General features: G+C 41.0%; 22 protein-coding genes and 1 riboswitch. Of the genes, 11 read left to right on the forward strand and 11 right to left on the reverse strand.

Annotated features, from left to right (window positions below):
• Positions 1 to 7: 7 nt before the first annotated feature.
• From nrdE to rpoZ, 5 genes are all read right to left on the reverse strand, one after another.
• Positions 8 to 2176: a class 1b ribonucleoside-diphosphate reductase subunit alpha gene (gene nrdE / locus N6A79_RS04070; RefSeq protein ID WP_268547105.1), complete on the reverse strand. Its 2169-nt coding sequence runs from the start codon at positions 2174 to 2176 to the stop codon at positions 8 to 10.
• Entirely contained in the window at positions 2170 to 2577 is a 408-nt protein-coding gene (gene nrdI, locus N6A79_RS04075; RefSeq protein WP_268547107.1) for a class Ib ribonucleoside-diphosphate reductase assembly flavoprotein NrdI, read from the reverse strand. The genes nrdE and nrdI overlap by 7 nt, the downstream gene beginning before the upstream one ends.
• A 1-nt stretch (position 2578) precedes the next feature.
• Positions 2579 to 2800 carry a glutaredoxin-like protein NrdH gene (nrdH, locus tag N6A79_RS04080; protein ID WP_182419031.1) on the reverse strand — a complete coding sequence of 74 codons (222 nt, stop codon included), beginning with the start codon at positions 2798 to 2800 and terminating at the stop codon, positions 2579 to 2581.
• 387 nt (positions 2801 to 3187) lie between these two features.
• A riboswitch (cobalamin riboswitch) is annotated at positions 3188 to 3462 on the reverse strand.
• A gap of 76 nt (positions 3463 to 3538) precedes the next feature.
• On the reverse strand, positions 3539 to 4423 hold the full coding sequence (locus N6A79_RS04085) for a LysR family transcriptional regulator (RefSeq protein WP_268547109.1): 885 nt from the start codon (positions 4421 to 4423) through the stop codon (positions 3539 to 3541).
• A gap of 210 nt (positions 4424 to 4633) precedes the next feature.
• Entirely contained in the window at positions 4634 to 5038 is a 405-nt protein-coding gene (gene rpoZ / locus N6A79_RS04090; RefSeq protein ID WP_182419033.1) for a DNA-directed RNA polymerase subunit omega, read from the reverse strand.
• Between the two features lie 212 nt (positions 5039 to 5250).
• Here rpoZ and N6A79_RS04095 point away from each other — a divergent pair, with 212 nt between their 5' ends.
• Together N6A79_RS04095 and N6A79_RS04100 are read left to right on the forward strand one after the other, a co-directional pair.
• Positions 5251 to 5835 (forward strand): LabA-like NYN domain-containing protein, encoded by a 585-nt coding sequence (locus N6A79_RS04095; RefSeq protein WP_268547112.1) that lies wholly within the window; start codon positions 5251 to 5253, stop codon positions 5833 to 5835.
• A 117-nt stretch (positions 5836 to 5952) separates the two neighbouring features.
• Positions 5953 to 6621: a uracil-DNA glycosylase gene (locus N6A79_RS04100; RefSeq protein ID WP_268547114.1), complete on the forward strand. Its 669-nt coding sequence runs from the start codon at positions 5953 to 5955 to the stop codon at positions 6619 to 6621.
• Between the two features lie 58 nt (positions 6622 to 6679).
• On the opposite strand, the gene N6A79_RS04105 is transcribed toward N6A79_RS04100, so the two are convergent.
• Complete coding sequence (locus N6A79_RS04105; RefSeq protein ID WP_268547116.1) at positions 6680 to 7882, reverse strand: MFS transporter; 1203 nt, start codon at positions 7880 to 7882, stop codon at positions 6680 to 6682.
• Between the two features lie 405 nt (positions 7883 to 8287).
• Here N6A79_RS04105 and N6A79_RS04110 point away from each other — a divergent pair, with 405 nt between their 5' ends.
• A complete protein-coding gene (locus tag N6A79_RS04110) occupies positions 8288 to 10399 on the forward strand; it encodes a lytic transglycosylase domain-containing protein (RefSeq protein ID WP_268547118.1) in 2112 nt (703 codons plus the stop codon).
• Positions 10400 to 10485: 86 nt separating this feature from the next.
• Here N6A79_RS04110 and N6A79_RS04115 read toward each other — a convergent pair whose 3' ends face one another.
• Together N6A79_RS04115 and N6A79_RS04120 are read right to left on the reverse strand one after the other, a co-directional pair.
• Positions 10486 to 10647 carry a hypothetical protein gene (locus tag N6A79_RS04115; protein ID WP_262080043.1) on the reverse strand — a complete coding sequence of 54 codons (162 nt, stop codon included), beginning with the start codon at positions 10645 to 10647 and terminating at the stop codon, positions 10486 to 10488.
• A 168-nt stretch (positions 10648 to 10815) separates the two neighbouring features.
• Positions 10816 to 11427, reverse strand: a complete 612-nt coding sequence (locus tag N6A79_RS04120) for a hypothetical protein (protein WP_268547119.1) — start codon at positions 11425 to 11427, stop codon at positions 10816 to 10818.
• Between the two features lie 535 nt (positions 11428 to 11962).
• Between N6A79_RS04120 and N6A79_RS04125 the strand changes: the two genes are divergently transcribed.
• A complete protein-coding gene (locus N6A79_RS04125; RefSeq protein WP_182419039.1) occupies positions 11963 to 12310 on the forward strand; it encodes a RidA family protein in 348 nt (115 codons plus the stop codon).
• Positions 12311 to 12407: 97 nt separating this feature from the next.
• Complete coding sequence (locus tag N6A79_RS04130; protein WP_268547121.1) at positions 12408 to 13292, forward strand: metallophosphoesterase family protein; 885 nt, start codon at positions 12408 to 12410, stop codon at positions 13290 to 13292.
• A gap of 20 nt (positions 13293 to 13312) precedes the next feature.
• On the opposite strand, the gene N6A79_RS04135 is transcribed toward N6A79_RS04130, so the two are convergent.
• On the reverse strand, positions 13313 to 13468 hold the full coding sequence (locus N6A79_RS04135) for a hypothetical protein (RefSeq protein WP_182419041.1): 156 nt from the start codon (positions 13466 to 13468) through the stop codon (positions 13313 to 13315).
• A gap of 532 nt (positions 13469 to 14000) precedes the next feature.
• Here N6A79_RS04135 and N6A79_RS04140 point away from each other — a divergent pair.
• From N6A79_RS04140 to N6A79_RS04155, 4 genes are all read left to right on the forward strand, one after another.
• Positions 14001 to 14558, forward strand: a complete 558-nt coding sequence (locus tag N6A79_RS04140; RefSeq protein WP_268547123.1) for an NADPH-dependent FMN reductase — start codon at positions 14001 to 14003, stop codon at positions 14556 to 14558.
• A gap of 480 nt (positions 14559 to 15038) precedes the next feature.
• The gene (locus tag N6A79_RS04145) at positions 15039 to 15203 is read left to right on the forward strand and encodes a hypothetical protein (protein ID WP_182419043.1); all 165 of its coding nucleotides are present in this window, start codon (positions 15039 to 15041) and stop codon (positions 15201 to 15203) included.
• Between the two features lie 251 nt (positions 15204 to 15454).
• Positions 15455 to 16744 (forward strand): UDP-N-acetylglucosamine 1-carboxyvinyltransferase, encoded by a 1290-nt coding sequence (gene murA / locus N6A79_RS04150; RefSeq protein WP_262080048.1) that lies wholly within the window; start codon positions 15455 to 15457, stop codon positions 16742 to 16744.
• 10 nt (positions 16745 to 16754) lie between these two features.
• Complete coding sequence (locus tag N6A79_RS04155) at positions 16755 to 17198, forward strand: DUF2948 family protein (RefSeq protein WP_268547126.1); 444 nt, start codon at positions 16755 to 16757, stop codon at positions 17196 to 17198.
• Positions 17199 to 17232: 34 nt separating this feature from the next.
• Here N6A79_RS04155 and N6A79_RS04160 read toward each other — a convergent pair whose 3' ends face one another.
• Positions 17233 to 17685, reverse strand: a complete 453-nt coding sequence (locus N6A79_RS04160; protein WP_268547127.1) for a DoxX family protein — start codon at positions 17683 to 17685, stop codon at positions 17233 to 17235.
• A gap of 366 nt (positions 17686 to 18051) precedes the next feature.
• Here N6A79_RS04160 and uvrB point away from each other — a divergent pair, with 366 nt between their 5' ends.
• Positions 18052 to 20625 carry an excinuclease ABC subunit UvrB gene (gene uvrB, locus N6A79_RS04165; protein WP_442784273.1) on the forward strand — a complete coding sequence of 858 codons (2574 nt, stop codon included), beginning with the start codon at positions 18052 to 18054 and terminating at the stop codon, positions 20623 to 20625.
• A 304-nt stretch (positions 20626 to 20929) separates the two neighbouring features.
• A complete protein-coding gene (gene gndA / locus N6A79_RS04170) occupies positions 20930 to 22363 on the forward strand; it encodes an NADP-dependent phosphogluconate dehydrogenase (protein ID WP_268547129.1) in 1434 nt (477 codons plus the stop codon).
• 431 nt (positions 22364 to 22794) lie between these two features.
• Here the strand turns inward: gndA and N6A79_RS04175 are convergent, their stop codons facing one another.
• Positions 22795 to 23868 (reverse strand): tartrate dehydrogenase, encoded by a 1074-nt coding sequence (locus N6A79_RS04175; protein ID WP_268547131.1) that lies wholly within the window; start codon positions 23866 to 23868, stop codon positions 22795 to 22797.
• Between the last annotated feature and the right edge of the window lie 25 nt (positions 23869 to 23893).

Genomic DNA, 23893 nt, shown 5'->3' on the forward strand with positions numbered 1-23893 from the left:
GTGCTCCTTAAAGACTGCATGATACGCAGCCTTCAACCTCGGTGCCGCTTAGGGCATCTTGGCGAATTCGGACATAATAAATAGTTTTAATGCCTTTTTTCCAAGCATAGATTTGCGCGCGATTAATGTCGCGTGTTGTTGCAGTGTCAGGAAAAAATAGCGTTAGCGATAGACCTTGATCGACATGGCGGGTGGCCTCAGCATAAGTGTCGATGATTTTTTCAGGGCCAATTTTATAGGCGTCTTCAAAATATTGAAGGTTGTCATTGGTCATATAAGGTGCCGGATAATAGACGCGGCCAATTTTGCCTTCTTTACGAATTTCGATTTTTGACACAATTGGATGAATGGACGAGGTGGCATGATTAATATAGGAAATAGAGCCGGTTGGGGGCACAGCCTGTAAATAGCTGTTATAAAGTCCATATTCGGCAACTCTATCGGCTAATTCACGCCAATCATCTTTTGTGGGGATAGCAATTGCATTTTTTGCAAAGAGCTCAATCACTTTAGGAGTTTTTGGCTGCCATTCTTCATTTATATATTTGGCAAAATAGCTCTTATCAGCATAGGCGGAGTTTTCAAATCCTAAAAAGTGACTTCCATGTTCCTTCGCCAATTTGTTCGAGGCACAAAGAGCATGATAGGTGATGGTGTAAAAATAGATATTGGTAAAATCAAGCGCTTCAGGTGAGCCATAATAAATATGTTCGCGAGCAAGAAAACCATGAAGGTTCATTTGCCCAAGACCAATGGCATGGCTTTCACGATTGCCTTTAGCAATTGAAGGAACACATTCCATATTGCTCATTTGTGAAACAGCGGTAAGGGCGCGAATAGCTGTTTCAACCGTATTGCCAAAATTAGGAGAATCCATCGTTTTAGCAATATTCAGTGAGCCAAGATTGCAGGAAATATCATTACCAATCGTTTTATAAGAAAGATCAGCATTAAATTCACTGGCGCTATTTACTTGCAAAATTTCAGAGCAAAGATTGCTCATTGAAATGCGGCCAGCAAGCGGATTAAGTCTATTGGCGGTATCTTCAAATAAAATATAAGGATAGCCTGATTCAAACTGAATTTCTGCAAGGCGTTGAAAAAAATTGCGGGCATTAATACGGGTTTTGCGAATATCAGGATTATCAACAAAGTCTCGATAATGCTTACTTATTTCAATATCACTCATGCATTTGCCGGTGACACGCTCAATATCATAAGGAGAAAATAGATACATTTCCTCATTTTGGCGGGCAAGCTCAAACGTAATATCAGGAATAATTACCCCTAAGGATAAGGTTTTGATGCGGATTTTTTCGTCTGCATTTTCGCGCTTGGTATCAAGAAAAGTTAAAATATCTGGGTGATGGGCATGTAAATACACCGCACCAGCCCCTTGGCGCGCACCAAGTTGGTTGGCATAGGAAAACGCATCTTCAAGCATTTTCATCACTGGTACAATGCCTGATGACTGGTTTTCAATATGCTTAATCGGTGCGCCTGCTTCACGCAAATTGGTAAGGCTAAGGGCAACGCCGCCACCACGCTTTGATAATTGTAGGGCAGAATTGATTGAACGGCCGATTGATTCCATATTGTCTTCAAGGCGCAATAAAAAGCATGAAACAAGTTCGCCGCGCTGCTGTTTACCAGCATTTAAAAAAGTTGGTGTAGCAGGCTGGAAGCGACCGGTGATAATTTCATCAACTAATTTTATTGCAAGTTCTTGATTGCCGCGTGCAAGGCTTAATGCAACCATGACAATGCGATCTTCATAGCGTTCTAAATAACGCGTGCCATCACGTGTTTTTAATGTGTAAGCGGTATAATATTTAAATGCACCAAGAAAAGTTGGAAAGCGAAATCTATAACCATAAGCGCGTTGGAAAAGGCTTTTTATAAAATCGCTATCATAGGCATCTAACACGCTTTTTTCATAAAAACCTTCTTCGACAAGGTAATCGAGTTTTTCTTCTAAATTATGAAAGAAAACGGTGTTTTGGTTGACATGCTGCAAAAAATACTGCCGCGCTGCCATTTTATCCATTTCAAATTGGATTGCACCATTTTCATCGTAAATATTAAGCATGGCATTTAGGGCATGAAAATCAAGCTGTGGCTCGCTGCGCGCTGATTTTGCTATTTGCGATTTATCCAATTGCGGCTGGTCTAGCATTGGTTTTTTCCAAGATTTTTAAATTTTTTTAAGATTTTATGAACATTGTCAGCATCTTCTTGCGTGCCACGCAGTTCAAAGCGATAAAGGCAAGGCACATTACATTTTTGTGCAATAATATCACCAGCAAGGGCATAGGTATTGCCAAAATTACGATTGCCACCAGCAATGACACCGCGAATGCGGTGGCGATTTTCTTCTTCATTTAAAAAATGGATAATGGCTTTGGGTACAGCGCCATTTCCTTCGCCATCAGCATAGGTTGGCAACACCAAAATATAGTCATCACTTATATGTTTGGCAGGTTCTTTGCGATCAATGCGAAAGGCCGGCAATTGCAAGCGCTCGACAAAAGCATGAGTATTGCCAGTCGAGCTTGAGTAATAGGCAAGCAAAAGCATATTATGCAATCTTCGCAATCATGTCAGGGCGAAACCCAGCCCAATGATGATCACCTGCAACGACAACAGGAACTTGACGATAGCCCAACGATTGAACCCGCGAAAAACCATCTTCATTCTCAGTAATATCAATAATATTGTAAGCAATACCCTTGGTATCAAGAACGCGGTAAGTAGCAGTGCATTGAGCGCATTGGGGCTTTGAATAGATGGTAACTTGCATGAGATTAATTCCTTTTGAGGATAACTGGCTTTGGTACTTTATAGAGTTTTGGTTAAGCATAAACGCCGAGCAATAAGGGCTTAGCCTTATGCTGCGTTAAATCCGTGCTTTGTCATGGAGGATGGCGCTGTCAGAAGTATTAAAGCAGCAAAGCTCAATGCTGCTTATTGTAGCTCGACGGCGCTATAGCTTTAGTTAATGCTGCAATGGTGGTGCGTTGATGTAATTAACATCAAAAATTTTTAGATAAAGCATTATAAACTTCCTTCCCGAAGCCTAAAGAGGCATTTGCACGGGTGGGTTTAAAGCATTGGCACAGGCAATAGACCTAAACCAAAAGGGCGCAAAGATACGCCGATTAAACCTCGCCAGTGCAGACACCCCGTCTGTTGACACTTATTCAAGGCAGGTCTCCTGGCTCACAGCTCAACACAATTAACGACCTTCCCAAGCATTATTTCAATTTCATCTTAGCAATGATGCTACTTATGATTTTAAAAATTTTGCTCAGTGGTTAAACCGTTATTGCTCCTTGTTCACAGTTGCGGGGGCAGCTTTGGAATAATATCAATAATCAAATGTAAGGCATTGATTATTAAGCTATCTACCAAATTCCCTTTAAATTTGAACAGAATCAAATAACCTTGAATACTAGATATAGTAGTCTATTTGAATTTTTGGTCAATATATATGGTTAGATTATAAACAGACAAAATTGAATTTAGTTAACTCAGCTTTTTACAGAAAAGCAGCGCGATTGGTTTCGATAGATTGGGATATAAAGTTTGCTACTTCATGAATACGGCGAATGCCTTTTAAATTCTCATGATAGGATAACCAGTAGGAGCGGATAATTGCTTTTTCTGGCAGCACTACCACCAAATCAGGATAAGTTCTAGCGATATAACTATGCAAAATACCAATACCGCCACCTGCTAAAATGGCTTCCAATTGCCCTAACGTGCTAGATACTTGAAAATTGGAATGCCAATCTTCACTTATCTCATGGCTATAAGCAAGAGCAGGGGTGGAGATGAGATCGTCAACATAATCAATCTTGCGATGATGTGCTAATATATCATGAATATCTAATGGGTGGCCATGGCGCTTTAAATAATCCTTATGGGCATAAAGGCGCAATTTATAATCGGTCAGCTTTTTGGCAATAAGCCGCCCTTGCGCGGGGCGCTCAACGGTTATCGCAATATCGGCTTCGCGTTGGGACAGCGAAAAATTGCGTGAGACCGGTACCAATTGCAGGGTTAAATCTGGAAACTTTTCTGACAATTGCGGTAAATGCTTGGCAAGGAAAGAAACACCAAAGCCATCAGGTGCAGCAATACGAATAGTGCCGCTTAGCTGCACATCTTCGCCACCAATTTGCGCTTGTGCTTGCAACATTTGCGCTTCAACTTGTTCTGCATGGTGTAAAAGGCGTTCACCTGCATCGGTGAGCTGCGTTCCAGTGGTGCTGCGCGTCACTAATTTGGTGTTTAATTGGTGTTCAAGCGCAGTTAGACGCCGCGAAATAGTTGTATGATTAACTCCAAGCTGTTTGGCAGCTTTAAGCAACTGACTATTGCGCGCAACGCTTAAAAATATTCTTAAATCATCCCAATTCATACGCTTAAATTTGCATATGTTTGGCGATTATTCAATGCCATAAAACGCTTCTATAGGCTTATGCGCTTATTGTGTAAAAAATAGTTTTAATGAAATCTTGTTTGGCTCATCTAATTGAATTAGACCTATAAATGCAAAAAAAACCGCCAACTGTTACAGTGGCGGTTTTATATAAAGTCGATTAATAATGATTAATTCAATAGTTTAGAATCAGTAATCATCATTCTTTTCAGGGGCAACCAAGCCCTCAATACCAGCAAGAAGATCGTCTTCAGACATTTGATCAAAGACTATAGGTTGATCTGCAACGTCATCATTAAATAACGAATCACCCAAACCTGCATCATCATGAGTAAGAAGTGCTGGTGCAATTTCAGGCTCATCAACTTCAACATGCTTTTGCATGGAATGGATAAGATCTTCTTTCAAATCGGCTGGTGACAAGGTCTCATCAGCAATCTCACGCAAGGCAACAACAGGATTCTTATCATTGTCGCGGTCAATAGTGATTTGCGCACCTTGAGAAATCTGACGGGCGCGGTGGCTAGCCAGAAGAATAAGCTCAAAGCGGTTGTTAACCTTATCAATGCAATCTTCAACAGTAACGCGGGCCATAGATGCCCCTTTCATTATATGCGGTTTAATGGATTTGAGGCTTACATAACCAGTTTTTATAAAAAAAACAAGAAAAACCAACCAAAGAGTTAAAATTCCTAAAGTTCTGTCTTGGCATCACTGCACAACTACATTAAGTTAGGTGTATTGTTCCAGTTATTTTAGCTCTGCATTCAATTAGTAATGCATATTATAAAAAGATGGTTTTAAATATGTTTGACCCAAGAGAGAAAATTGCTCTTTTTATTGACGGCGCAAATTTATATGCCGCCTCCAAAACATTAGGTTTTGATATCGACTATCAAAAACTTTTAAAAGCTTTTCAAAAGCGCGGTTATCTTTTACGCGCTTATTATTACACTGCTTTGGTTGAAGATCAAGAATACTCCTCGATTCGTCCACTTATTGACTGGCTAGATTATAATGGATATCGTGTCATTACTAAGGCAGCCAAAGAATTTACTGATGCGGCAGGTCGCCGAAAGGTAAAAGGCAATATGGATATTGAGCTTACCATTGATGCAATGGAGCTTTCGGAAACAGTTGATCATTTTGTTATTTTTTCTGGCGATGGTGATTTTAGATCTTTGGTGGAAGCCTTGCAACGCAAGGGTCGTAAGGTCAGTGTTGTTAGCACTCTTTCAACGCAACCAGCAATGATTTCGGATGATTTGCGCCGCCAAGCGGATCATTTCATTGATCTTGTTTCGCTAAAAAATGAAGTGGGTAGAGCACCAAGCGATAAGCCGAGTGACTCGCCAGCTTTTTATGAAGAAGACGAAGAAGACGAATATTGATTTTTTTTAAATGAAGTGGCGATATATATCGCCACTTTATGGTCTTTTTTGATGTTGCCGCGGCTTTTAGCCGTTTTATTATTTTATTTAAGGGCATAGTTTGCATTGTTGTCAGTCATGAATTTTTCTGTAGCGCAATCATGTCCGGATCCCAGCTATGACTGCCCTTTATGCCCCCGCCTCCACGAATTTTTAAGTGAATGGCGGCAAATCGAGCCTAATTGGTATAATGGTCCAGTAAAGCCTTTTTGGCCAAAAGATGGTGCGCAAAGTGTTAAGCTGTTAATTATTGGCCTTGCACCGGGTTTACGAGGGGCGAATCGCACAGGCCGACCATTTACAGGCGATTATGCCGGCGATTTGCTTTATTCTACATTGAAGCTGTTTGGCTTTGCGCAAGGGCAATTTGAAGCACGTATTGATGATAGTTTACAATTAGTTGATTGCGCAATTGCTAATGCTGTGCGCTGTGTTCCGCCGCAAAATAAACCAGTGGGCGCAGAAATAAATATGTGTCGACAATTCTTATCACCATTATTTAACAATCTTCCAAATTTGAAAATTATCATAACCCTTGGTGCTATTGCCCATCAATCAACCATCCGTGCGCTTAAAAAGCCGGTAAGTCGTTATCCGTTTAAGCATGGACTTATGAGTGATGTTGATGGCTTGAAAGTTTTATCAAGCTATCATTGCTCACGTTATAACACCAATACAGGTGTTTTGACCGATGCAATGTTTCATGACGTTTTTGAAAAAGCGCGCGCTTATCTTGATAATCAATAAAACGCTGGTCTAATTTATAAACCAGCGTCTTTTTGTGGATTGAAAAGCGTAGTTAAGTCTAGCGTTTGAGTGTTTTAACTTCACCAGTTTTTAATTTTGGCAAAAATATTGCGACAAGTCCCAAGAATGGCAAAAACGAGCAAACATCAAATAGGGTTTGGATGCCATAAATATCAGCAACTTTGCCTAACACTGCCGCAGATATAGCGCCAATGCCAAAAGAAAGTCCAAAGCAAAGACCTGCCACTGTACCGACGCGGCCGGGCAATAATTCTTGCACAAAAACTACAATTGCTGGAAATGCCGATGCTAAGATCATACCAATAATAACTGATAAAATAGCCATAATTGGCAAATTAACATGCGGCATTAATAGAGTAAAAGGTAATACGCCAAGAATGGATACCCAGATAACTGAGCGTGCGCCAATGCGATCACCAATGCGACCACCAAAAATTGTGCCAACAGCTATACCGCCGAGATAAAGAAATAGTAAAATTTGCGCTGTATGGGTGGTAACGCCAAATTTGTCGATAGCATAAAACATATAAAAATTGCTCATACTGGCAAGATATATGTATTTAGCTAACATCAATAAAAGCAATACAAATAAAGTACCAGCGATTTGTTTTTTAGATAAAAGCTGGGTTTGCACAACTGCTTTTTTCTTTGCGGTAAATTTTAATTGGGCAGCATACCAACGGCTAACCCAAATCAACAATAAAAAGCCAATAAAGGCAATAATTGCGAAATATCCAATGCGGCTTTGCTGCGAGATAAACAATGCCGCTAATAACGGGCCAAGCGCTGCGCCAGTATTGCCGCCAACTTGAAAAATAGCTTGGGCAAAACCATGGCGACCGCCCGATGCAAGTCGCGTAACCCGTGAGGCTTCAGGATGGAATATGGCCGAGCCAAACCCAACACTCGCAGCGCCAATGAGCAACACATAATAATGATGTGCATTCGCAAGCAATAGTAAGCCCACCATGGTAAATAGGGAGGCAAAGGGTAGCGAGTAGGGGAGCGGACGTTTATCGGTATAAAAGCCGATAAGAGGCTGTAAAACTGAACCAGTTATTTGATAGGTTGCGGTGATAATGCCAATTTGTAAAAATGTAAGGCCATAATTATCACTTAATATAGGATAAATAGCAGGCAACATCGATTGCATGACGTCATTAAATAAATGACTAAGACTAATTGCAAGAAGAATGGCAATGACCGTATCTTCTGTTTTTACTGCTGGGTCTTTTATCATAGCCACTGCTCCTCCCTATTGCCTATGCATGATGTCGCTGTTCCTTAACGGGTCATTAGGGACATCATCACGTGGCTATTTAAAAATTTAAGCTTTGTCGCGTTTATAGCAATTATAAAATATTTTGGCAGGGGCAAATATGATTATAAAATAGGTTCGTGGTAACAAAATTGTGCGCCAAATCATAAATTAAAAAGCTAATCACAAAAGCTAAAGGTGTTTGCCTTGGTTTTAACGATTTTTCATATTATTGAAGTTTTATGCTGTTAACTATAGCTTTAGTTTTTTAACCCTTTTTTAACTACTATTCGTAACTACCCTGAAAATTAAGAGACGATTCACCATTAGCCTTTATGACTTTTGAAGATTAAATTTAAGATGTCAAAGCACTATGACGGGAAGCACATGATGAAATCTGGTTTATATCTTGGCCGAGTAGCATTAGTGAGTGGGCTATCTTTAAGTGCAATTGTTCAATCTTTTGCGCAAACGCCAAAACTGCCATCTGATGGCCCTGTGCCATTGGCGCGGCCCTTTGCTTCAGCGCCGCAAGCGGGAAGCGGTGTAGTTGCTGCAGATAATATTATCACTTCAGGTATTCCTAAATTGCCAACTGGTAAGATGGTTGGCAAATTAAAAGATGGGCTTGATGCGCTTTATAAAAAAAATGACGCAAATCGTGCTATCGCTATTCGAAATGGATTGGCGGTTAATTCCATTGATAGACAAATTTTGACATGGAGCCTAGCGACCTCTGGTGCGCCAGAAATGTCCAGCAATTCTATCGTATCGGCGATGCATGAGGTGGCAGATTGGCCAGGCCAGTCAATTATGCAGCGCAATTTTGAACGGGCAATTTCGCGCGAAAATTTAAGCGCAGCAAATGTCATTAGTCTTTTTTCTAATCGCCGTCCTGAAACAGCACAAGGCATGGTAACGCTTGCCAATGCTTTAGCCGCATCGGGCAAAACTGCGCAAGCGCGGGCGGTTATTGCGCCATGGTGGCATCGCGAAAAGCTAAACCCAGCAGAAGAAAAATATGTTCTTGAAAAGCAAAAGGGTGTTTTAACCTCTGACGACCATCTTATCCGCATGAAAGCCATGTTGCTTGCCTATCGTATTGATGCAGCTGAGCGCGTTTCGGGGCCGGCCAAGGCACGCTCGTTCTATCTTGCTTTTGAAGCGGTGGCGCGCAATAGAAAAGATGCAGGGCAAAGACTTGCTAATGTTGATCCATCTTGGCGTAAGGACCCTGTTTATAGTTATGCGCGTATTCAATATTTAAGGCGGGCTGGAAAATATACTGATGCTGCAAATGTGCTTTTAAAAACACCAAAAGATGCAGCCTCATTAATTGATCCAGATGCGTGGTGGAATGAACGGCGTGTTTTATCGCGTGAAATGCTCGATCTTAATAATCCGAAACTTGCTTATCAATTGGCAGCGGCACATGCTGCAGAAAGTCCAACAGCCGCAGCAGATGCTGAATTCCATGCCGGTTGGTATGCGTTGCGTTTTTTGAATGATCCCAAAACTGCAATGCGCCATTTTAGCCAGATAGCAAAACTTTCATCAGGGCCAATTTCATTGTCGCGCGCTTATTATTGGATGGGTAGGGCAAGCGAAGCGCAAAAAAATCCTGCGCAAGCAACAGGTTATTATCAACAATCCGCCCGTTTTGGGACGACATTTTACGGGCAATTAGCTGCGGCGCGCCTTGGCGCATCAAAGCTTGAATTGCCTTATCCAAAACCAAGCAATGACGAAAAACAACGTTTTGAAAAACGCGGTGCTGTTCGCGCCATATTAAGGTTAGAGGCGGCAGGCTATAGTGATAAAGCAGGTTTACTTTATCGCGAATTAAGCCGTGAATTAAAAAGCCCCGGCGAACTTGCCTTGCTAGCGGTAATGGCAGAGCGCAAAAGCAACCATGTTATGAGTTTGCGCATTGGAAAAACGGCGGTTTTGCGTGGCATTAATGTGGGTGCGCTTTCGCATCCTTTGGGTGCTATCCCATCATCGGCCAATATTTCACCATCAGGTAAAGCGCTTGCTTATGCTATTGCGCGCCAAGAAAGTGAATTTAATCCAGCTGCAGTTTCAAGCGCTGGTGCACGCGGAATGCTGCAATTAATGCCAGCAACTGCAAAATCGGTAGCGGCAAAACGTGGCATTGCTTATAATGTGCAACGCTTGACGACTGATCCTGCCTATAATGCTACTTTGGGCGCACATTTTCTAGGTGATCAGCTAGAGCGTTTTGATGGCTCTTATGTTTTGACCTTTGTTGGTTATAATGCTGGTCCAACTCGTGCTAATGAATGGATTAATCGCTATGGAGATCCGCGCGGCCGTGATTTGGATACAATTGTTGATTGGATTGAGCGCATTCCTTACACAGAAACACGCAATTATGTGCAGCGCGTGATGGAAAATTATCAGGTCTATAAAGCGCGGTTGACGGGTTCATTTACAATTAAAAATGACCTTATCGCAGGACGCACAATGAAAAATTAGTAAAAATGAAAAACTAGCAAAAGAACCCAAAGTTGTATTTGCTTTGGGGCATTTCTTTTGCCGCGTTTACGCTTGTAAGAACGCCATTATTTTTTATCTTCAAAGGGTTGGGATTTTGCCGCTGCAATAATAGCCCGCTCATGGGCGTTGCCACGATAAAACAACTTGCGCACAAAATAACCGCTTAAAGCGCCTAACAGCGAAGATAGAGCAATTAATAAAATAATCTCAAAAGCAAGATGAAGCATGATTTACTTTTCCCCTTCATTGCGTTTGCTCACTGTCCAGCCGATAAAAAAGCTAACAATTGCTGCAATAAGCATCCATGGCCAAAGAAATGATATGAGAAAAGTCATAATTAAGGTCCTATAAGGTTAAATGCATGTCGCAATTATGTGGTTGATAGCTGAAATATTTTATTCGCTTTTGAGTGTGAGGCTTTGCAATTTTAACCCATTTGGTATGCTGAGATCCTTTATTGCCTTTTCAGCATCGCCATTTTTGGCAATGCCATTAATTGTAATGACATCATCACTAAGGATAATCTCGCCACTTTTTAACTGCTGAATCTGTGCTGCCGCATAATGAAGCCACTCAGCAAATTTTTCATCCGCACCTCGCGCATTGCCAGCTTGATCGACAACAACACCATCCATATTATCTAAAATAGCGAAACGATCAAACTCGACTGGGAAATCGCCTTTGATGGTGATGGTATCATCATTTTTTTCTAAAATAAATTCAAAAGGCGCTTTTAGCGGCGGAACGATAACCTCATCAGTAACCGATGCTATGCCCCATATGGCCGCAGCTTTGGCTAATACATCGCTTTCAATATTTTCGGTTGCGGCAATACCGCGTATAGTAAGATCGCGGCCATCAAGATCATAAGTCGCCCAAATCTTATCAGTAAGGAGATTTTCAACTTCATTGGTAAGTTGCGTCGTCATTGCACCCAAGCAAAACCATAATGCCATCACTGAAAAGAAAATAATGGTTGTAAGCAAGGGCCAAAATAGTCGGCGCATAGGATTTCCTTTTAAAATGCTACTTTTGCAGCATATTTATTAAAATTGCTAATTTGCGATAAATATTGAAGAATTTTAATGAAAGCAATATAATTTATAGCAAAGATTGCTTTTGCTTTAAAAATGGAAATAAAAATAGGCTTTTAAAAAAGGGAAGGGGAGTTTGTAAAAACAAAAATATTTACAGGAAAACGAGTTGGGCTAGATTAAAGCACAACCCTCACGCATTCATTATCGAATAATGAATTGACTTGCTAAGGTCATTGCCTTCAAATCCTAACCAGTTACTCCCATTGAGAAAATCATAAGCGCAACGCCAACATTCAATGAAAGGATCATAGCTGAATAGGTTATGGCCGTTTTGACGATATCATTCATTTGATCACCTATAAGTTTGTAATTTAACTTCACATTACGTTACAACACGAAACATAACAAATTGTTACAATTGCGGCAATGGTAAAAAAACTTATTCCTTTTTATTTTTTTCTTGTTAAAACATTCATATCAACCCAATTTAAATGGAGGAATGAGCATGTCTGATATAAAGCGTATCGAGCCTGGTAAACGCATGAGCAATGCAGTTGTGCATAATGGTGTTGTCTATCTTGCTGGTCAAGTCGGCGAACCAGGTGCTAGCGCAAGCGATCAAACCAAGCAAATTTTGGCTGAAGTGGATCGTTTGTTAGCTCTTGCAGGTTCAGATAAGACACGTATTTTGAAAGCAATGATCTGGCTTTCGGATATGAAATATTTTGCCGATATGAATGCCGTTTGGGATGAATGGGTTGCACCAAATGCAGCTCCTGCCCGCGCAACCGGTGAAGCAAAGCTTGCAGCCCCTGAATATTTGGTTGAGATTGTTATTACTGCTGCTGTTTAAGAAATTTTGTTTCATAAATTATGGCATATGTCATGGCTATCTATGGCATATGCTTTTAATTTTAAATTGTATATTTAAAACTCAATTAAGGTTTTTAATGTTTCGCCTTATTCATATTTCTGATGTTCATTTAACGCCAATGCCTGAGCCAAAGCTTTTTCAGCTATTGAATAAGCGCATTACTGGCTGGGTTAATTGGAAGATGAACAGAAAAGGCGAAATCGGCAATGAAACCTTGCAGTGCATTATCAATGATATTAAAAATCAACCCCATGATCATATAGCGATTAGCGGTGATTTGGTTAATTTAGCATTGCCGATTGAGTTTCAAAATGCCCGTATTTGGTTAGAGCAATTGGGAAATGCGCAGGATGTATCTGTTGTTTTTGGTAATCATGATGCCTATGTACCTACTGCATTAAAAACCGCTATAAAAACATTTGCGCCATGGATTAGCAGTGACGTGGCTGTCAACGCACCTTTTCCCTATATGCGGATAAGAAAAGATGTTGCAATCATTGGTTGCTCGTCGGCTATTGCAACCATGCCTTTTCGGGCCACAGGTAAATTTGGTAAGCGCCAAGCAGACAGCCTTAAAAAATTATTGCACATAGCTGCAGAAAAACAACTTTTTCGCGTGGTGATGATCCATCATCCGCCTATTCATAATGCGACGCATCGCCACAAAATCTTAAAAGATATTGATTGCTTTCAAACAGTTATCGCCGAGTGTGGTGCAGATTTGGTTTTGCATGGCCATACTCATTTACCAACACTTTATAGCATGAAGGGTAGAGATGGCGACATCCCTGTCGTGGGGGTTGCATCAGCTTCGCAGGGTTTTGGCGGCAAAAAACCACCGGCCAATTATAATGTGTTTGAAATTGAAAAGCAAAATGGCAAATGGCAAAATAGATTATCACGCCACACAATTTTAAATGCTGAAAATGATATTAGCTGTAGCGAAACCATTTTATTATAATTAGACAAAAAAATGTGAAATCACCAAATAATCGATAATTGCTCAATAAGGATAAGGGTTGCGGCTGCAATGGAAAGGCACGTAATACAGATTATAAATCCATATTCAACAATGCTCATAATCACATTATGACTGCTGCGTAGAGGCGAGACTTCAAGAGGAACTTGCTTAGTCATTAGAGCACTTTCAACGAATATTATTTGAATTGACCTAATGGTTTTTACAGCGATTCTGTTTCAATGGGTTTAAAACTTTTGGTAAATTATGGGTAAATGATGGATGAACTGTCAAATTACCGTGGCTAGGTTTTTATATGCGCTTTGTCATTATGAGAGTTATTTGCAATGCCACAAAATCTTAAGGCTAGATTGTCATCTTTGGTTTAGATTTTCATATTAGTGTCAATATTTTTTTGACAGTGCGTTGCACTAAAAACACTTACCTATATTGATGTTTTGGAATAATCTCATAGTTAAATAATTGCATGTTTTGTGGTGATTATTCGATTATGGGTCTGCTAAATCTTGGTTTTTGAGTTTGTTAGATTTCACATTAAAATGATGGATAAAATCATAAAACTGTCAATTAATGGCATTACTTTTAAACAATAAACCATATATTGCCATTAAGTTTAATTTTTCTGCGATGGTTATCTTGAAACATGGCAGAATGGACGACAAATCTTCAAGACGTTTAAACAGGTGTAAAATGTCAAAAGTATATAATATCGGTGTTTTCGTTGGTTCATTACGCAATGCTTCTTATAGCCGTAAATTAGCTAATACATTTAAGAAGATTGCTCCAGCAGGTCTTAATCTTGAAATTATTGAGATTGGCGATATGCCCATGTATAATGAAGATCTTGAAACCGACGTACCACCAGCTTCATGGTCAACGTTCCGTCATGCCGTAAAGCATGTTGACGGCTTCTTGTTTATTACACCTGAATATAACCGTTCTGTACCAGCTGTACTTAAAAACGCTATTGACGTTGGTTCGCGCCCCTATGGACAAAGTGTTTGGAATGGTAAGCCAGGCGCGGTTGTATCGCTTTCTCAGGGAATTATTGGCGGTTTTGGTGCCAATCATCATTTGCGTCAATGTTTGGTATTTAATGATGTACAAACTATGCAGCAGCCTGAAGCCTATTTATCACATATTCAAAATATCATTACTGATAGTGCAGAACCTGCTAATGAATCTTCTCATGCATTCTTAGCTAGTATTCTTACTGCGTTTGAAGCTTTGGTTAAAAAGTTTGACTAAGCATTGCCCGCAAAAGCGCAAAGCAGTTTTGCGTTAAGGACAATGCGTTGAATTACACATTGCCCGCAAAAGTGCAAAGCGGTTTTGCGTTAAGGACAATGCATTAAATTATATGTTGCCCGCAACTATCTAAATTTAAAGTCTTTAATAAGGCTGCCTTATTGATATAAGCGTTAATAAAAGCATTTCCACTGCCGATTATTTTCGCTTTATTGGCCGCTAGCATGTTTCATGTTAGCGGCTAGTTTTTTGTGGCGTACCTATTTAAATGTCTCTCTATTGATGATCATCAAAGCCTTGATGCTATCTTGAAAAAAAACTAGCTTCGATATAAATAGGCAGCACATATTATTAAAATTTGCTGCTTAGAGTGCGTCTATTTGTTGGCGCTAACAAGCTCTAAGTTTTTTATTGAGGCGCATTGTTGACAAGAGAAAGTTAAATCAACTTTTTTTCAAAAAATGCTTAAACGGGCAAAGCATGAGTATTGACCAAAAAAAAGAACATCAAAAAAAGCGCTTGGCAAAACAGTTGCGCACCAACTTAATGCGCCGTAAAGCACAAGCACGACAAAGAACCGAAGATGGTGCTGAGGATGAGGTGCTTGATGGTGATGCTATCGAAAGCGGTGATAAAGATAAATAGCGGTTTAATTGCAATTAGCGCAATAATTTTTGGCTAGATATCATTAAGAAATTTTAATATTTGCCATAATTTGGTAGTTAAATATTTTTATCAATTTTTGTTCGCCATTAAAACACTTTTAAAGCGTTGCAACTTATTATAGAGCTGTGAACTCTAAATGACATAGTTGTAAAAGCATTTATTTAACCAAGGCTTTGTCATTTACACGATATTGCGACAATCGACTATCAGCATTTAGGAAGGCAATTAGAATGGATCGTATAAGAATTATCGGCGGTAACCGGCTTAATGGGGTTATTCCGATTTCTGGCGCAAAAAATGCTGCTTTGCCTTTAATGATCGCTTCTTTGCTAACCGATGATATGTTGACCTTAGAAAATGTGCCCCATCTTGCAGATGTAGAACATTTGATTCGTATTTTAGGCAATCATGGTGTTGATTATTCGGTAAATGGCCGCCGTGAACATCAAAATGGCAGCTATTCGCGCACTGTGCATTTTAATGCCCGTCATATCGTTAATACCACTGCGCCCTATGATCTTGTTTCGACAATGCGTGCGAGTTTTTGGGTAATTGGGCCGCTGCTTGCCCGTATGGGTGAAGCCATTGTTTCACTGCCTGGTGGTTGCGCCATTGGTACGCGCCCGGTGGATTATATCTTGGATTGCCTTAAGGCGCTTGGCGCAAATATTCATATCGAAAATGGTTATGTCCATGCCAATGTCGGCGATGGCTTAGTTGGTGCTGAATATACATTCCCTAAAGTAACTGTTGGGGGCACCCATGTCATGCTAATGGCGGCAAGTCTAGCTAAGGGTGATACTATTATTCATAATGCTGCAGCTGAACCAGAAGTTGCTAATCTTGCTGATTGTTTAAACCAGATGGGGGCAAAAATCTCTGGTGCTGGTACATCAACCATTAAAATTTCGGGCGTTTCTGGCCTTTCTGGCGCGCGTGTGCGGATTATTCCAGACCGTATTGAAACTGGAACCTATGCAATGGCTGTTGCGATGACGGGCGGCGATGTGGTGCTTGATGGCGCCGATCCGCGCCAATTAACATCAGTTCTTGAAACATTGCGTCAAACGGGTATTGAAATTGAAGAAAGTGCCAACCAAATCCGTATTCGCCGCAATGGCCATGCGATTGAGCCGGTTGATATTGAAACACAACCTTTCCCCGGTTTTCCAACCGACTTACAGGCACAATTTATGGGGCTTATGACCCGGGCGAATGGCACATCTCATATTACTGAAACTATTTTTGAAAATCGTTTCATGCATGTGCAAGAATTGGCACGGCTCGGCGCAAAAATTTCGCTTTCTGGGCAAACCGCAACGGTCGAGGGTGTCGAAAATTTGCAAGGGGCGCAAGTCATGGCAACCGATTTGCGGGCATCAGTTTCTTTGGTAATCGCAGGTCTTGCAGCACAAGGTGAAACGATGATTAGTCGTGTTTATCACCTTGATCGCGGTTTTGAGCGCCTTGAAGAAAAATTATCTCATTGTGGCGCCGTTGTTGAACGTATCCGTGGGTGAGTAGTGCATCATGGCCTTGTTAAAATTATTAGCCCTTGATAGTGAAGATTTAGCAATTATATCCGCTCACGCGCAAGATGCTGTTTTAAAAGTAAAAGATATTGATTGGCAGCCCAAGGATAAGCGTTTGGTGATTGCCATTAACCGTTTTGCTTGGGAAATTGAAAAGCCACGCGGATTTTTTAAGCGGCGTAATATTCCAGAACGGCATTTTGCGGTTTTGCGATTTGATCGGGTTGAAAAAATTCAAGCTCGCAATATTAGTAGTGATAAAGCCGAAGAGGTTTTATCATTATTAGCTATTCAATTTGAAGAAGGCGATAATCCGCAAGGCACAATTCAATTGCAGTTTTCAGGTGATTGCGCTTTGCGTTTGAGCGTTGAATGTATTGAATGCCAATTGGGAGATCTTGGCCCTGTTTGGCAAGCAAAAAACCGTCCCAACCATGATTAATCATGGTTAGGACTAAAGCTTTTTAAAAATCTGCTTAAAAATCTGCTTGTTGCGGTTTACCAGCTTGTTGAAATTCATAAATCGCAACAATAAGACAGCAAATAACCCAAAAGACCAAATATTCGTCGCCGCCTTGGTTCCATGTCCAAGCAAAATAGCCACGATTGATATTTAACGCGGTCAAGGCGCTTAAAAGAATAGTCATTGCGCCAAGAGCCGCATAGCGTGAGCAAATACCCAATATTAAAGCTAATCCGCAGGTAACCTCGCCAAGCGCGGCAAAATAAACCCAAAATTCAGCTGGATAAAATCCAACCTTGGCAAAAAAGCCAACAGTATCAGGATTAAGGGTTGGAAAGTGGCTAAACTTGCCATAGGCTTCTGGCAAAAGAAATAAGCCACAAATGATACGCAATAGGTGTTCGGTATTTCTAAAATTAAAATTGCTTGCTTTTAGCTTGAAATCATCCAAATAAAATAGCTTCATGATCTGAGCCTTTTGTAATGTCGATTATAGTTATTTTAGGTTGAGGCGCCGAGGTAGTTTGCATTATTTATTGTGTTGGGTTTTAGGTAAAATGCTTCGCAATGCGCATGACGCGATACATATGATATGAAGCGCACCGCTTATTCTGTATTGCTGTTAAATTTATTAAACATATCTTTTATTGGTGCTAAAAGTTACTATATATAGTTCAACATATATAGCGAGTGTAAAATGGCCGAAAATAAAAGCTCAAAAAAAGTTGATCAAAGTAATCACATTAAAGACGGTCAAAATGATGAAGGTATAGCAAGCATAGCATCTTGGGCGAATGAATTGAGTGATGCGGCTGAAAAAGATGTTGTTGAGGTGAAAGCTAAAACGGTAAAAGCCAAAGCAACCAGTGCAGCTAAAAAATCAGTCAAAAAAAACGCTAAAGATGAAAAGCCGATGAAAACATCGCGCGGCACGTTGCTTGGTGGTAAAGCTTCCGCTAAAGAGCGCAGCCGTGCTGGTCTTAATCCCGTTTCAGGCTTGGATATTTCGCTAGAAGATGCTGATAATTTACCTCAAAGCGGTGCAACAGCAACGGTTGAAGCATTATCTGCGCTTATTTCATCGGGCAATCCACTTTTTAAAAATGGTGAACTTTGGACACCGCATCGACCCGATCGGCCACATAAGTCCGAAGGTGGTATTCCGTTTAAAATGCATACACCGTTTTTACCATCAGGTGATCAGCCAACGGCTATCAAGGATTTGGTGGAAGGTCTTAACAGCGATGATCGCACACAGGTTCTCTTAGGTGTGACGGGGTCAGGCAAAACCTTTACGATGGCTAAAGTGATTGAGGAAACTCAAAGGCCGGCGCTTATCCTTGCACCGAATAAAACCCTTGCTGCGCAGCTTTATGGCGAGTTTAAATCATTCTTTCCTGATAATGCGGTTGAATATTTTGTTTCCTATTATGATTATTATCAACCAGAAGCCTATGTTGCGCGGTCCGATACTTACATTGAAAAGGAATCATCGGTTAATGAGCAGATAGACCGCATGCGCCATGCTGCCACCCGTGCGGTGCTTGAGCGTGATGATGTTATTATTGTTGCATCTGTTTCTTGTATTTATGGTATTGGGTCGGTTGAAACTTATACCGCAATGACCTTTGAGATGAAGGTTGGCGATAGGTTAGATCAGCGACAATTATTGTCCGATCTTGTTGCGCAGCAATATAAGCGGCAAGAGTTTAATTTCGTGCGCGGCTCTTTCCGTGTGCGCGGCGATACAATTGAAATTTTTCCAGCCCACTTAGAAGATAGGGCATGGCGCATTTCATTGTTTGGTGATGAGATTGATACAATTACTGAGTTTGACCCGTTAACTGGTAAGAAAACTGGCGATTTAAAATCGGTTAAAATCTATGCAAATTCGCACTATGTGACACCGCGGCCTACTTTAAATCAGGCGATAAAAAGCATCAAAACTGAGTTGCGTAACCGCCTTGTCGAACTTAATGATGCGGGGCGCTTATTAGAAGCGCAAAGAATTGAACAACGCACTAAATTTGATCTTGAAATGTTGGAAGCAACAGGTTCTTGCCCAGGTATTGAAAATTATTCACGTTATCTCACGGGACGTAAACCGGGGGAACCACCACCAACCATGTTTGAATATATTCCGGACAATGCTTTGGTCTTTCTTGATGAAAGCCATGTTACCATTCCGCAAATTGGCGCTATGTATCGTGGTGACTTTCGACGTAAAGCAACCTTGGCAGAATATGGTTTTCGCTTGCCATCTTGTATGGATAACCGTCCCTTGCGTTTCGAGGAATGGGATGCAATGCGCCCGCAAACCATAGCCGTTTCTGCAACGCCTGCCCAATGGGAAATGAATGAAGCAGGCGGCGTCTTTGCCGAGCAAGTTATTCGTCCAACAGGTCTTATCGATCCGCCCGTTGAAATTAGGCCAGCAAAAACGCAGGTTGATGACGTGATGGGCGAAATATTAGCCACCAGTAAACAAGGCTATCGCTCGTTGGTGACGGTACTTACCAAACGCATGGCGGAAGATTTAACTGAATATTTGCACGAGCAAGGCATTAAGGTGCGCTATATGCACTCAGATATTGATACGCTTGAACGCATTGAAATTATTCGCGACTTGCGTCTTGGTACATTTGACGTTTTGGTGGGTATCAACCTTTTGCGTGAAGGTTTGGATATTCCTGAATGTAGTTTTGTTGCCATTCTTGATGCGGATAAGGAAGGCTTTTTGCGGTCTGAAACATCACTTGTTCAGACCATTGGTCGTGCGGCGAGAAATGTTAATGGTCACGTTATTCTTTACGCCGATAAGATGACGGGTTCGATGGAGCGCGCAATTAACGAAACCAATCGCCGGCGCGAAAAACAGGTTGCTTATAATCTTGAGCATAATATCACGCCAGCAAGTGTCAGCAAGAATATATCCGATATTCTCGGTTCTGTTTATGAGCGAGATCATGTTCGCGCCGATATTTCGCAATTTATCGATGAAGGTGCGATGATAGGTAATAATCTTGCCACACATATCGCGCATCTTGAAAAACGTATGCAGGAGGCTGCCGCCGATCTTGACTTTGAGGAAGCCGCACGCTTGCGCGATGAAGTAAAGCGTTTGCGCCAAACCGAACTTGCTATCGCCGATGATCCATTAACCCGTGAAACAATACGAACAATTGAGGGAACTGCCAAAAAGGTTAGTAAAAGCCTTTTTGCCAAGCCAGATTTGGATCATATGGGACCAACAATGGATACAGGACTACCTATGCCAGATTCGTCCGTTAATGATGAGTTGGCGCCGGTTAAACGAGGACGTATTGGTGTTGGGTCTTATGAGGAACCTGAAAAATCTAATAGTCGAAAAGGCAGGGCGCGAAAAACGGGTCGGCCAGGAAAATAAGTTTTAAAGCTGTTTATCAAACGTCCCTTTCAATTGCATGATAGGGGCGTTTTTATTTGCAGGCTTGAGCTTTACGAATGATGATATAATTTGCAGCTTTAGTCAGATCGATTTTTTAAATGATCAATAATTTATCAATTATGGCTTTTTTTGTTTTTAAATTGCACAATTTGATATAGTCTTTGGCAAATAATATCTCGACAATTGGGCAGCATCAGCACTTATCAATGATGAGGCAGTCTTTCGCTTCATTCAATATTCGTCTTTATGCTAATTTTTTTACTAAGTTGAAAGTGAGAAAAACGTGGAACAAGCAGAAATTGGATTGATTGGTCTTGCCGTAATGGGGGCAAATCTTGCCCTTAACATTGCGGAAAAAGGTTATCGCGTCGCCGTTTATAACCGTACTTATGCCAAGACAGAAGAATTTTATAAAAATGCTGGCGATCTGCAGGATAAAATCATTCCATGTAAAACATTGGAAGAATTTGCGGCTGCCATTCGCCCACCGCGTCCAATTATTATCATGATTAAAGCTGGTGAACCAGTTGACGAACAATTACAAGAATTAGCACCACATCTATCAGACAATGATATTATGATTGATGCAGGTAATGCCAATTTCCGCGATACAATCCGCCGCTTTAATACCTATAAAGACACAGGCTTGACCTTTATGGGCATTGGCGTTTCAGGCGGTGAAGAAGGTGCGCGTCACGGTCCATCAATTATGGTTGGTGGTACAGAAACCTCATGGAAGCGGGTTGAACCTATCTTAACTGCAATTGCTGCGCGCTATGATGGCGAACCTTGTGTTGCACGCATGGGCAATGACGGTGCTGGCCATTTTGTTAAAACCATTCATAATGGTATTGAATATGCTGACATGCAGATGATTGCCGAAATTTATGGCATTTTCCGCGATGGTCTTAAAAAGGACGCGCACGATATTTCCAATATTTTTGGTGAATGGAATAAAGGCCGCCTTAACTCCTATCTTATCGAAATTACTGCAACCGTTCTAGGAGCAAAAGACCGAATATCTGGTATGCCCATGGTTGACATGATTGTCGATAAAGCTGGACAAAAAGGCACAGGCAAATGGTCTGTGATTGAAGCGCAAAATATGAATGTGCCAGCAACCTCGATTGAGGCAGCGGTTGCTGCTCGTTGTATCTCGGCTCTTAAGGATCAACGTCAAGCTGCAGCTAAATTATTTGGTGCGCAAAATACCGATTTTTCAATTTCGTATGATGATGCGCTTAATCATGATTTGGCACAAGCATTGCTTGCCGCTAAAATTGCCGCCTATGCGCAGGGCTTTGTTGTTATGGCCGAAGCATCACGCGACTATAATTGGTCGTTGCCAATGCCTGAAATTGCAAAAATTTGGCGTGCTGGTTGCATTATCCGTTCGCAATTTTTGGATGATATTGCTAAAGCCTTTGTTGATGCACCAGATGCAGTTAATCTTATTGTAACGCCAACATTTGCTGCCATGGTTAAAGAGGCATTGCCATCTTTACGCCGTATCACTTGCGCCGCCTTGCAAGCAGGTTTGCCTGTTCCAGCTTTGTCAGCAGCCCTTAATTATTTTGATAGTTATAAACAAGAACGCGGTACTGCCAATTTAATTCAGGCGCAACGCGATTTCTTTGGCGCGCATGGTTTTGATCGTATCGATGGCAAGGATATTCACCACGGCCCTTGGGGATCTGGTTTAGCTGATTTTAAATAAGCAGTTAAATGTAGTTAATGTGGTTGCAACCATTTACCGCTTACCCAATATCAATCTTATTCATTGTTTTAAGTCGCATGAATTATGAAAAATGATAATCTTTGATTGATTTTGGGGGAGGGATTGAAGCATAATCTGCTAATTGGAATGAAATGGTCTGAGAAATTTTTTTGTAAAAATCCAAGGATTTAATTGAGAAAAAACGCTAAAAAGTATGAATATTCTTAAGCTTCCTCGACAAAGTTAGCACAAAAATTTCCTCATACCATTTCGTTCAAATTAATGGGTTCTGACCCTTGGGTGTTGGAGAGCTAAAGATGGGACTATACTTATCTTTAGCTCTCTTGACCGTATATTCTTGAGCCGCATTATCTTTGCAAAGAGCAATGATTCATGACGCTGCTATTTTTAATTATATCATATTGAAAAACTTAAATATTGCTGCTTGCAATGGCATCTAACATTGCATCGGTTACCTCTTTTGTTGTCGCATTGCCACCAATATCTGGCGTTTTAATATTTTTACCACCAACAATTTCAATAGCATTCATAATTCGGTTAGCACCGCCAGTTTCACCTAAATGGTCAAGCATTTGCGCCGCTGTCCAAAAGGCTGCAATAGGGTTGGCTATTCCTTTACCGGTAATGTCAAAAGCTGAACCATGAATAGGTTCAAACATTGAAGGGAAACGGCGCTGCGGATCAATATTGGCCGTTGGGGCAACACCAAGGCTACCTGCCAATGCCCCCGCAAGATCAGATAAGATATCGGCATGAAGATTGGTGGCAACAATTGTATCTAAGCTTTCTGGTTTCAACACCATCCGCACAGTCATTGCATCAACCAACATTTTATCCCAAGTCACATCTGGAAATTCCTTTGATACTTCCTCAGCTATTTCATCCCACATCACCATACCAAAGCGTTGTGCATTAGATTTCGTCACCACTGTTAACAGTTTTCGTGGTCGCGATTGAGCTAGTGCAAAGGCATAGCGCATAATGCGAGCAACTCCAGTACGGGTAAAAATAGATACTTCAGTCCCAACTTCCTCTGGCAAGCCTTTATGGGTACGCCCACCATTTCCTGAATATTCCCCTTCAGAGTTTTCACGCACAATAACCCAATCAAGAGTACCTACGCCGCAATTGCGCAAAGGCGGTACAATACCGGTTAATATTTTTGTTGGACGAACATTGGCATATTGGTCGAACCCCTGACATATGGGCAAGCGCAAGCCCCATAAAGTGATATGGTCAGGAATATCTGGCGCGCCTACAGCACCAAAATAGATCGCATCATATGGCTTTAATTGCTCTAACCCGTCTTTGGGCATCATTTCACCATTTTTACGGTAATAATCCGACCCCCAATCAAATGTGGTAAAGTCAAATTCTACGCCATTTAGCCGCTTTTCAACTGCTTTGATAACCCTAATGCCAGCTTCGATAACCTCAGGACCAATACCATCGGCTGGAATAGCTGCTATTTTATATTTATGCATAATAAACCTCTTTTATCCTTAAATA

Origin of the sequence: Bartonella sp. HY761 (genome assembly GCF_026743145.1) — a bacterium.
Taxonomy (GTDB): Bacteria; Pseudomonadota; Alphaproteobacteria; order Rhizobiales; family Rhizobiaceae; genus HY038.

Bases quoted from the DNA above. Each gene is read 5' to 3' on its own strand.
- nrdE (WP_268547105.1), bottom strand. From the start codon at position 2,176: ATGCTAGACCAGCCGCAATTGGATAAATCGCAAATAGCAAAATCAGCG.
- nrdI (WP_268547107.1), bottom strand. From the start codon at position 2,577: ATGCTTTTGCTTGCCTATTACTCAAGCTCGACTGGCAATACTCATGCT.
- nrdH (WP_182419031.1), bottom strand. From the start codon at position 2,800: ATGCAAGTTACCATCTATTCAAAGCCCCAATGCGCTCAATGCACTGCT.
- N6A79_RS04085 (WP_268547109.1), bottom strand. From the start codon at position 4,423: ATGAATTGGGATGATTTAAGAATATTTTTAAGCGTTGCGCGCAATAGT.
- rpoZ (WP_182419033.1), bottom strand. From the start codon at position 5,038: ATGGCCCGCGTTACTGTTGAAGATTGCATTGATAAGGTTAACAACCGC.
- N6A79_RS04095 (WP_268547112.1), top strand. From the start codon at position 5,251: ATGTTTGACCCAAGAGAGAAAATTGCTCTTTTTATTGACGGCGCAAAT.
- N6A79_RS04100 (WP_268547114.1), top strand. From the start codon at position 5,953: ATGAATTTTTCTGTAGCGCAATCATGTCCGGATCCCAGCTATGACTGC.
- N6A79_RS04105 (WP_268547116.1), bottom strand. From the start codon at position 7,882: ATGATAAAAGACCCAGCAGTAAAAACAGAAGATACGGTCATTGCCATT.
- N6A79_RS04110 (WP_268547118.1), top strand. From the start codon at position 8,288: ATGATGAAATCTGGTTTATATCTTGGCCGAGTAGCATTAGTGAGTGGG.
- N6A79_RS04115 (WP_262080043.1), bottom strand. From the start codon at position 10,647: ATGCTTCATCTTGCTTTTGAGATTATTTTATTAATTGCTCTATCTTCG.
- N6A79_RS04120 (WP_268547119.1), bottom strand. From the start codon at position 11,427: ATGCGCCGACTATTTTGGCCCTTGCTTACAACCATTATTTTCTTTTCA.
- N6A79_RS04125 (WP_182419039.1), top strand. From the start codon at position 11,963: ATGTCTGATATAAAGCGTATCGAGCCTGGTAAACGCATGAGCAATGCA.
- N6A79_RS04130 (WP_268547121.1), top strand. From the start codon at position 12,408: ATGTTTCGCCTTATTCATATTTCTGATGTTCATTTAACGCCAATGCCT.
- N6A79_RS04135 (WP_182419041.1), bottom strand. From the start codon at position 13,468: ATGACTAAGCAAGTTCCTCTTGAAGTCTCGCCTCTACGCAGCAGTCAT.
- N6A79_RS04140 (WP_268547123.1), top strand. From the start codon at position 14,001: ATGTCAAAAGTATATAATATCGGTGTTTTCGTTGGTTCATTACGCAAT.
- N6A79_RS04145 (WP_182419043.1), top strand. From the start codon at position 15,039: ATGAGTATTGACCAAAAAAAAGAACATCAAAAAAAGCGCTTGGCAAAA.
- murA (WP_262080048.1), top strand. From the start codon at position 15,455: ATGGATCGTATAAGAATTATCGGCGGTAACCGGCTTAATGGGGTTATT.
- N6A79_RS04155 (WP_268547126.1), top strand. From the start codon at position 16,755: ATGGCCTTGTTAAAATTATTAGCCCTTGATAGTGAAGATTTAGCAATT.
- N6A79_RS04160 (WP_268547127.1), bottom strand. From the start codon at position 17,685: ATGAAGCTATTTTATTTGGATGATTTCAAGCTAAAAGCAAGCAATTTT.
- N6A79_RS04175 (WP_268547131.1), bottom strand. From the start codon at position 23,868: ATGCATAAATATAAAATAGCAGCTATTCCAGCCGATGGTATTGGTCCT.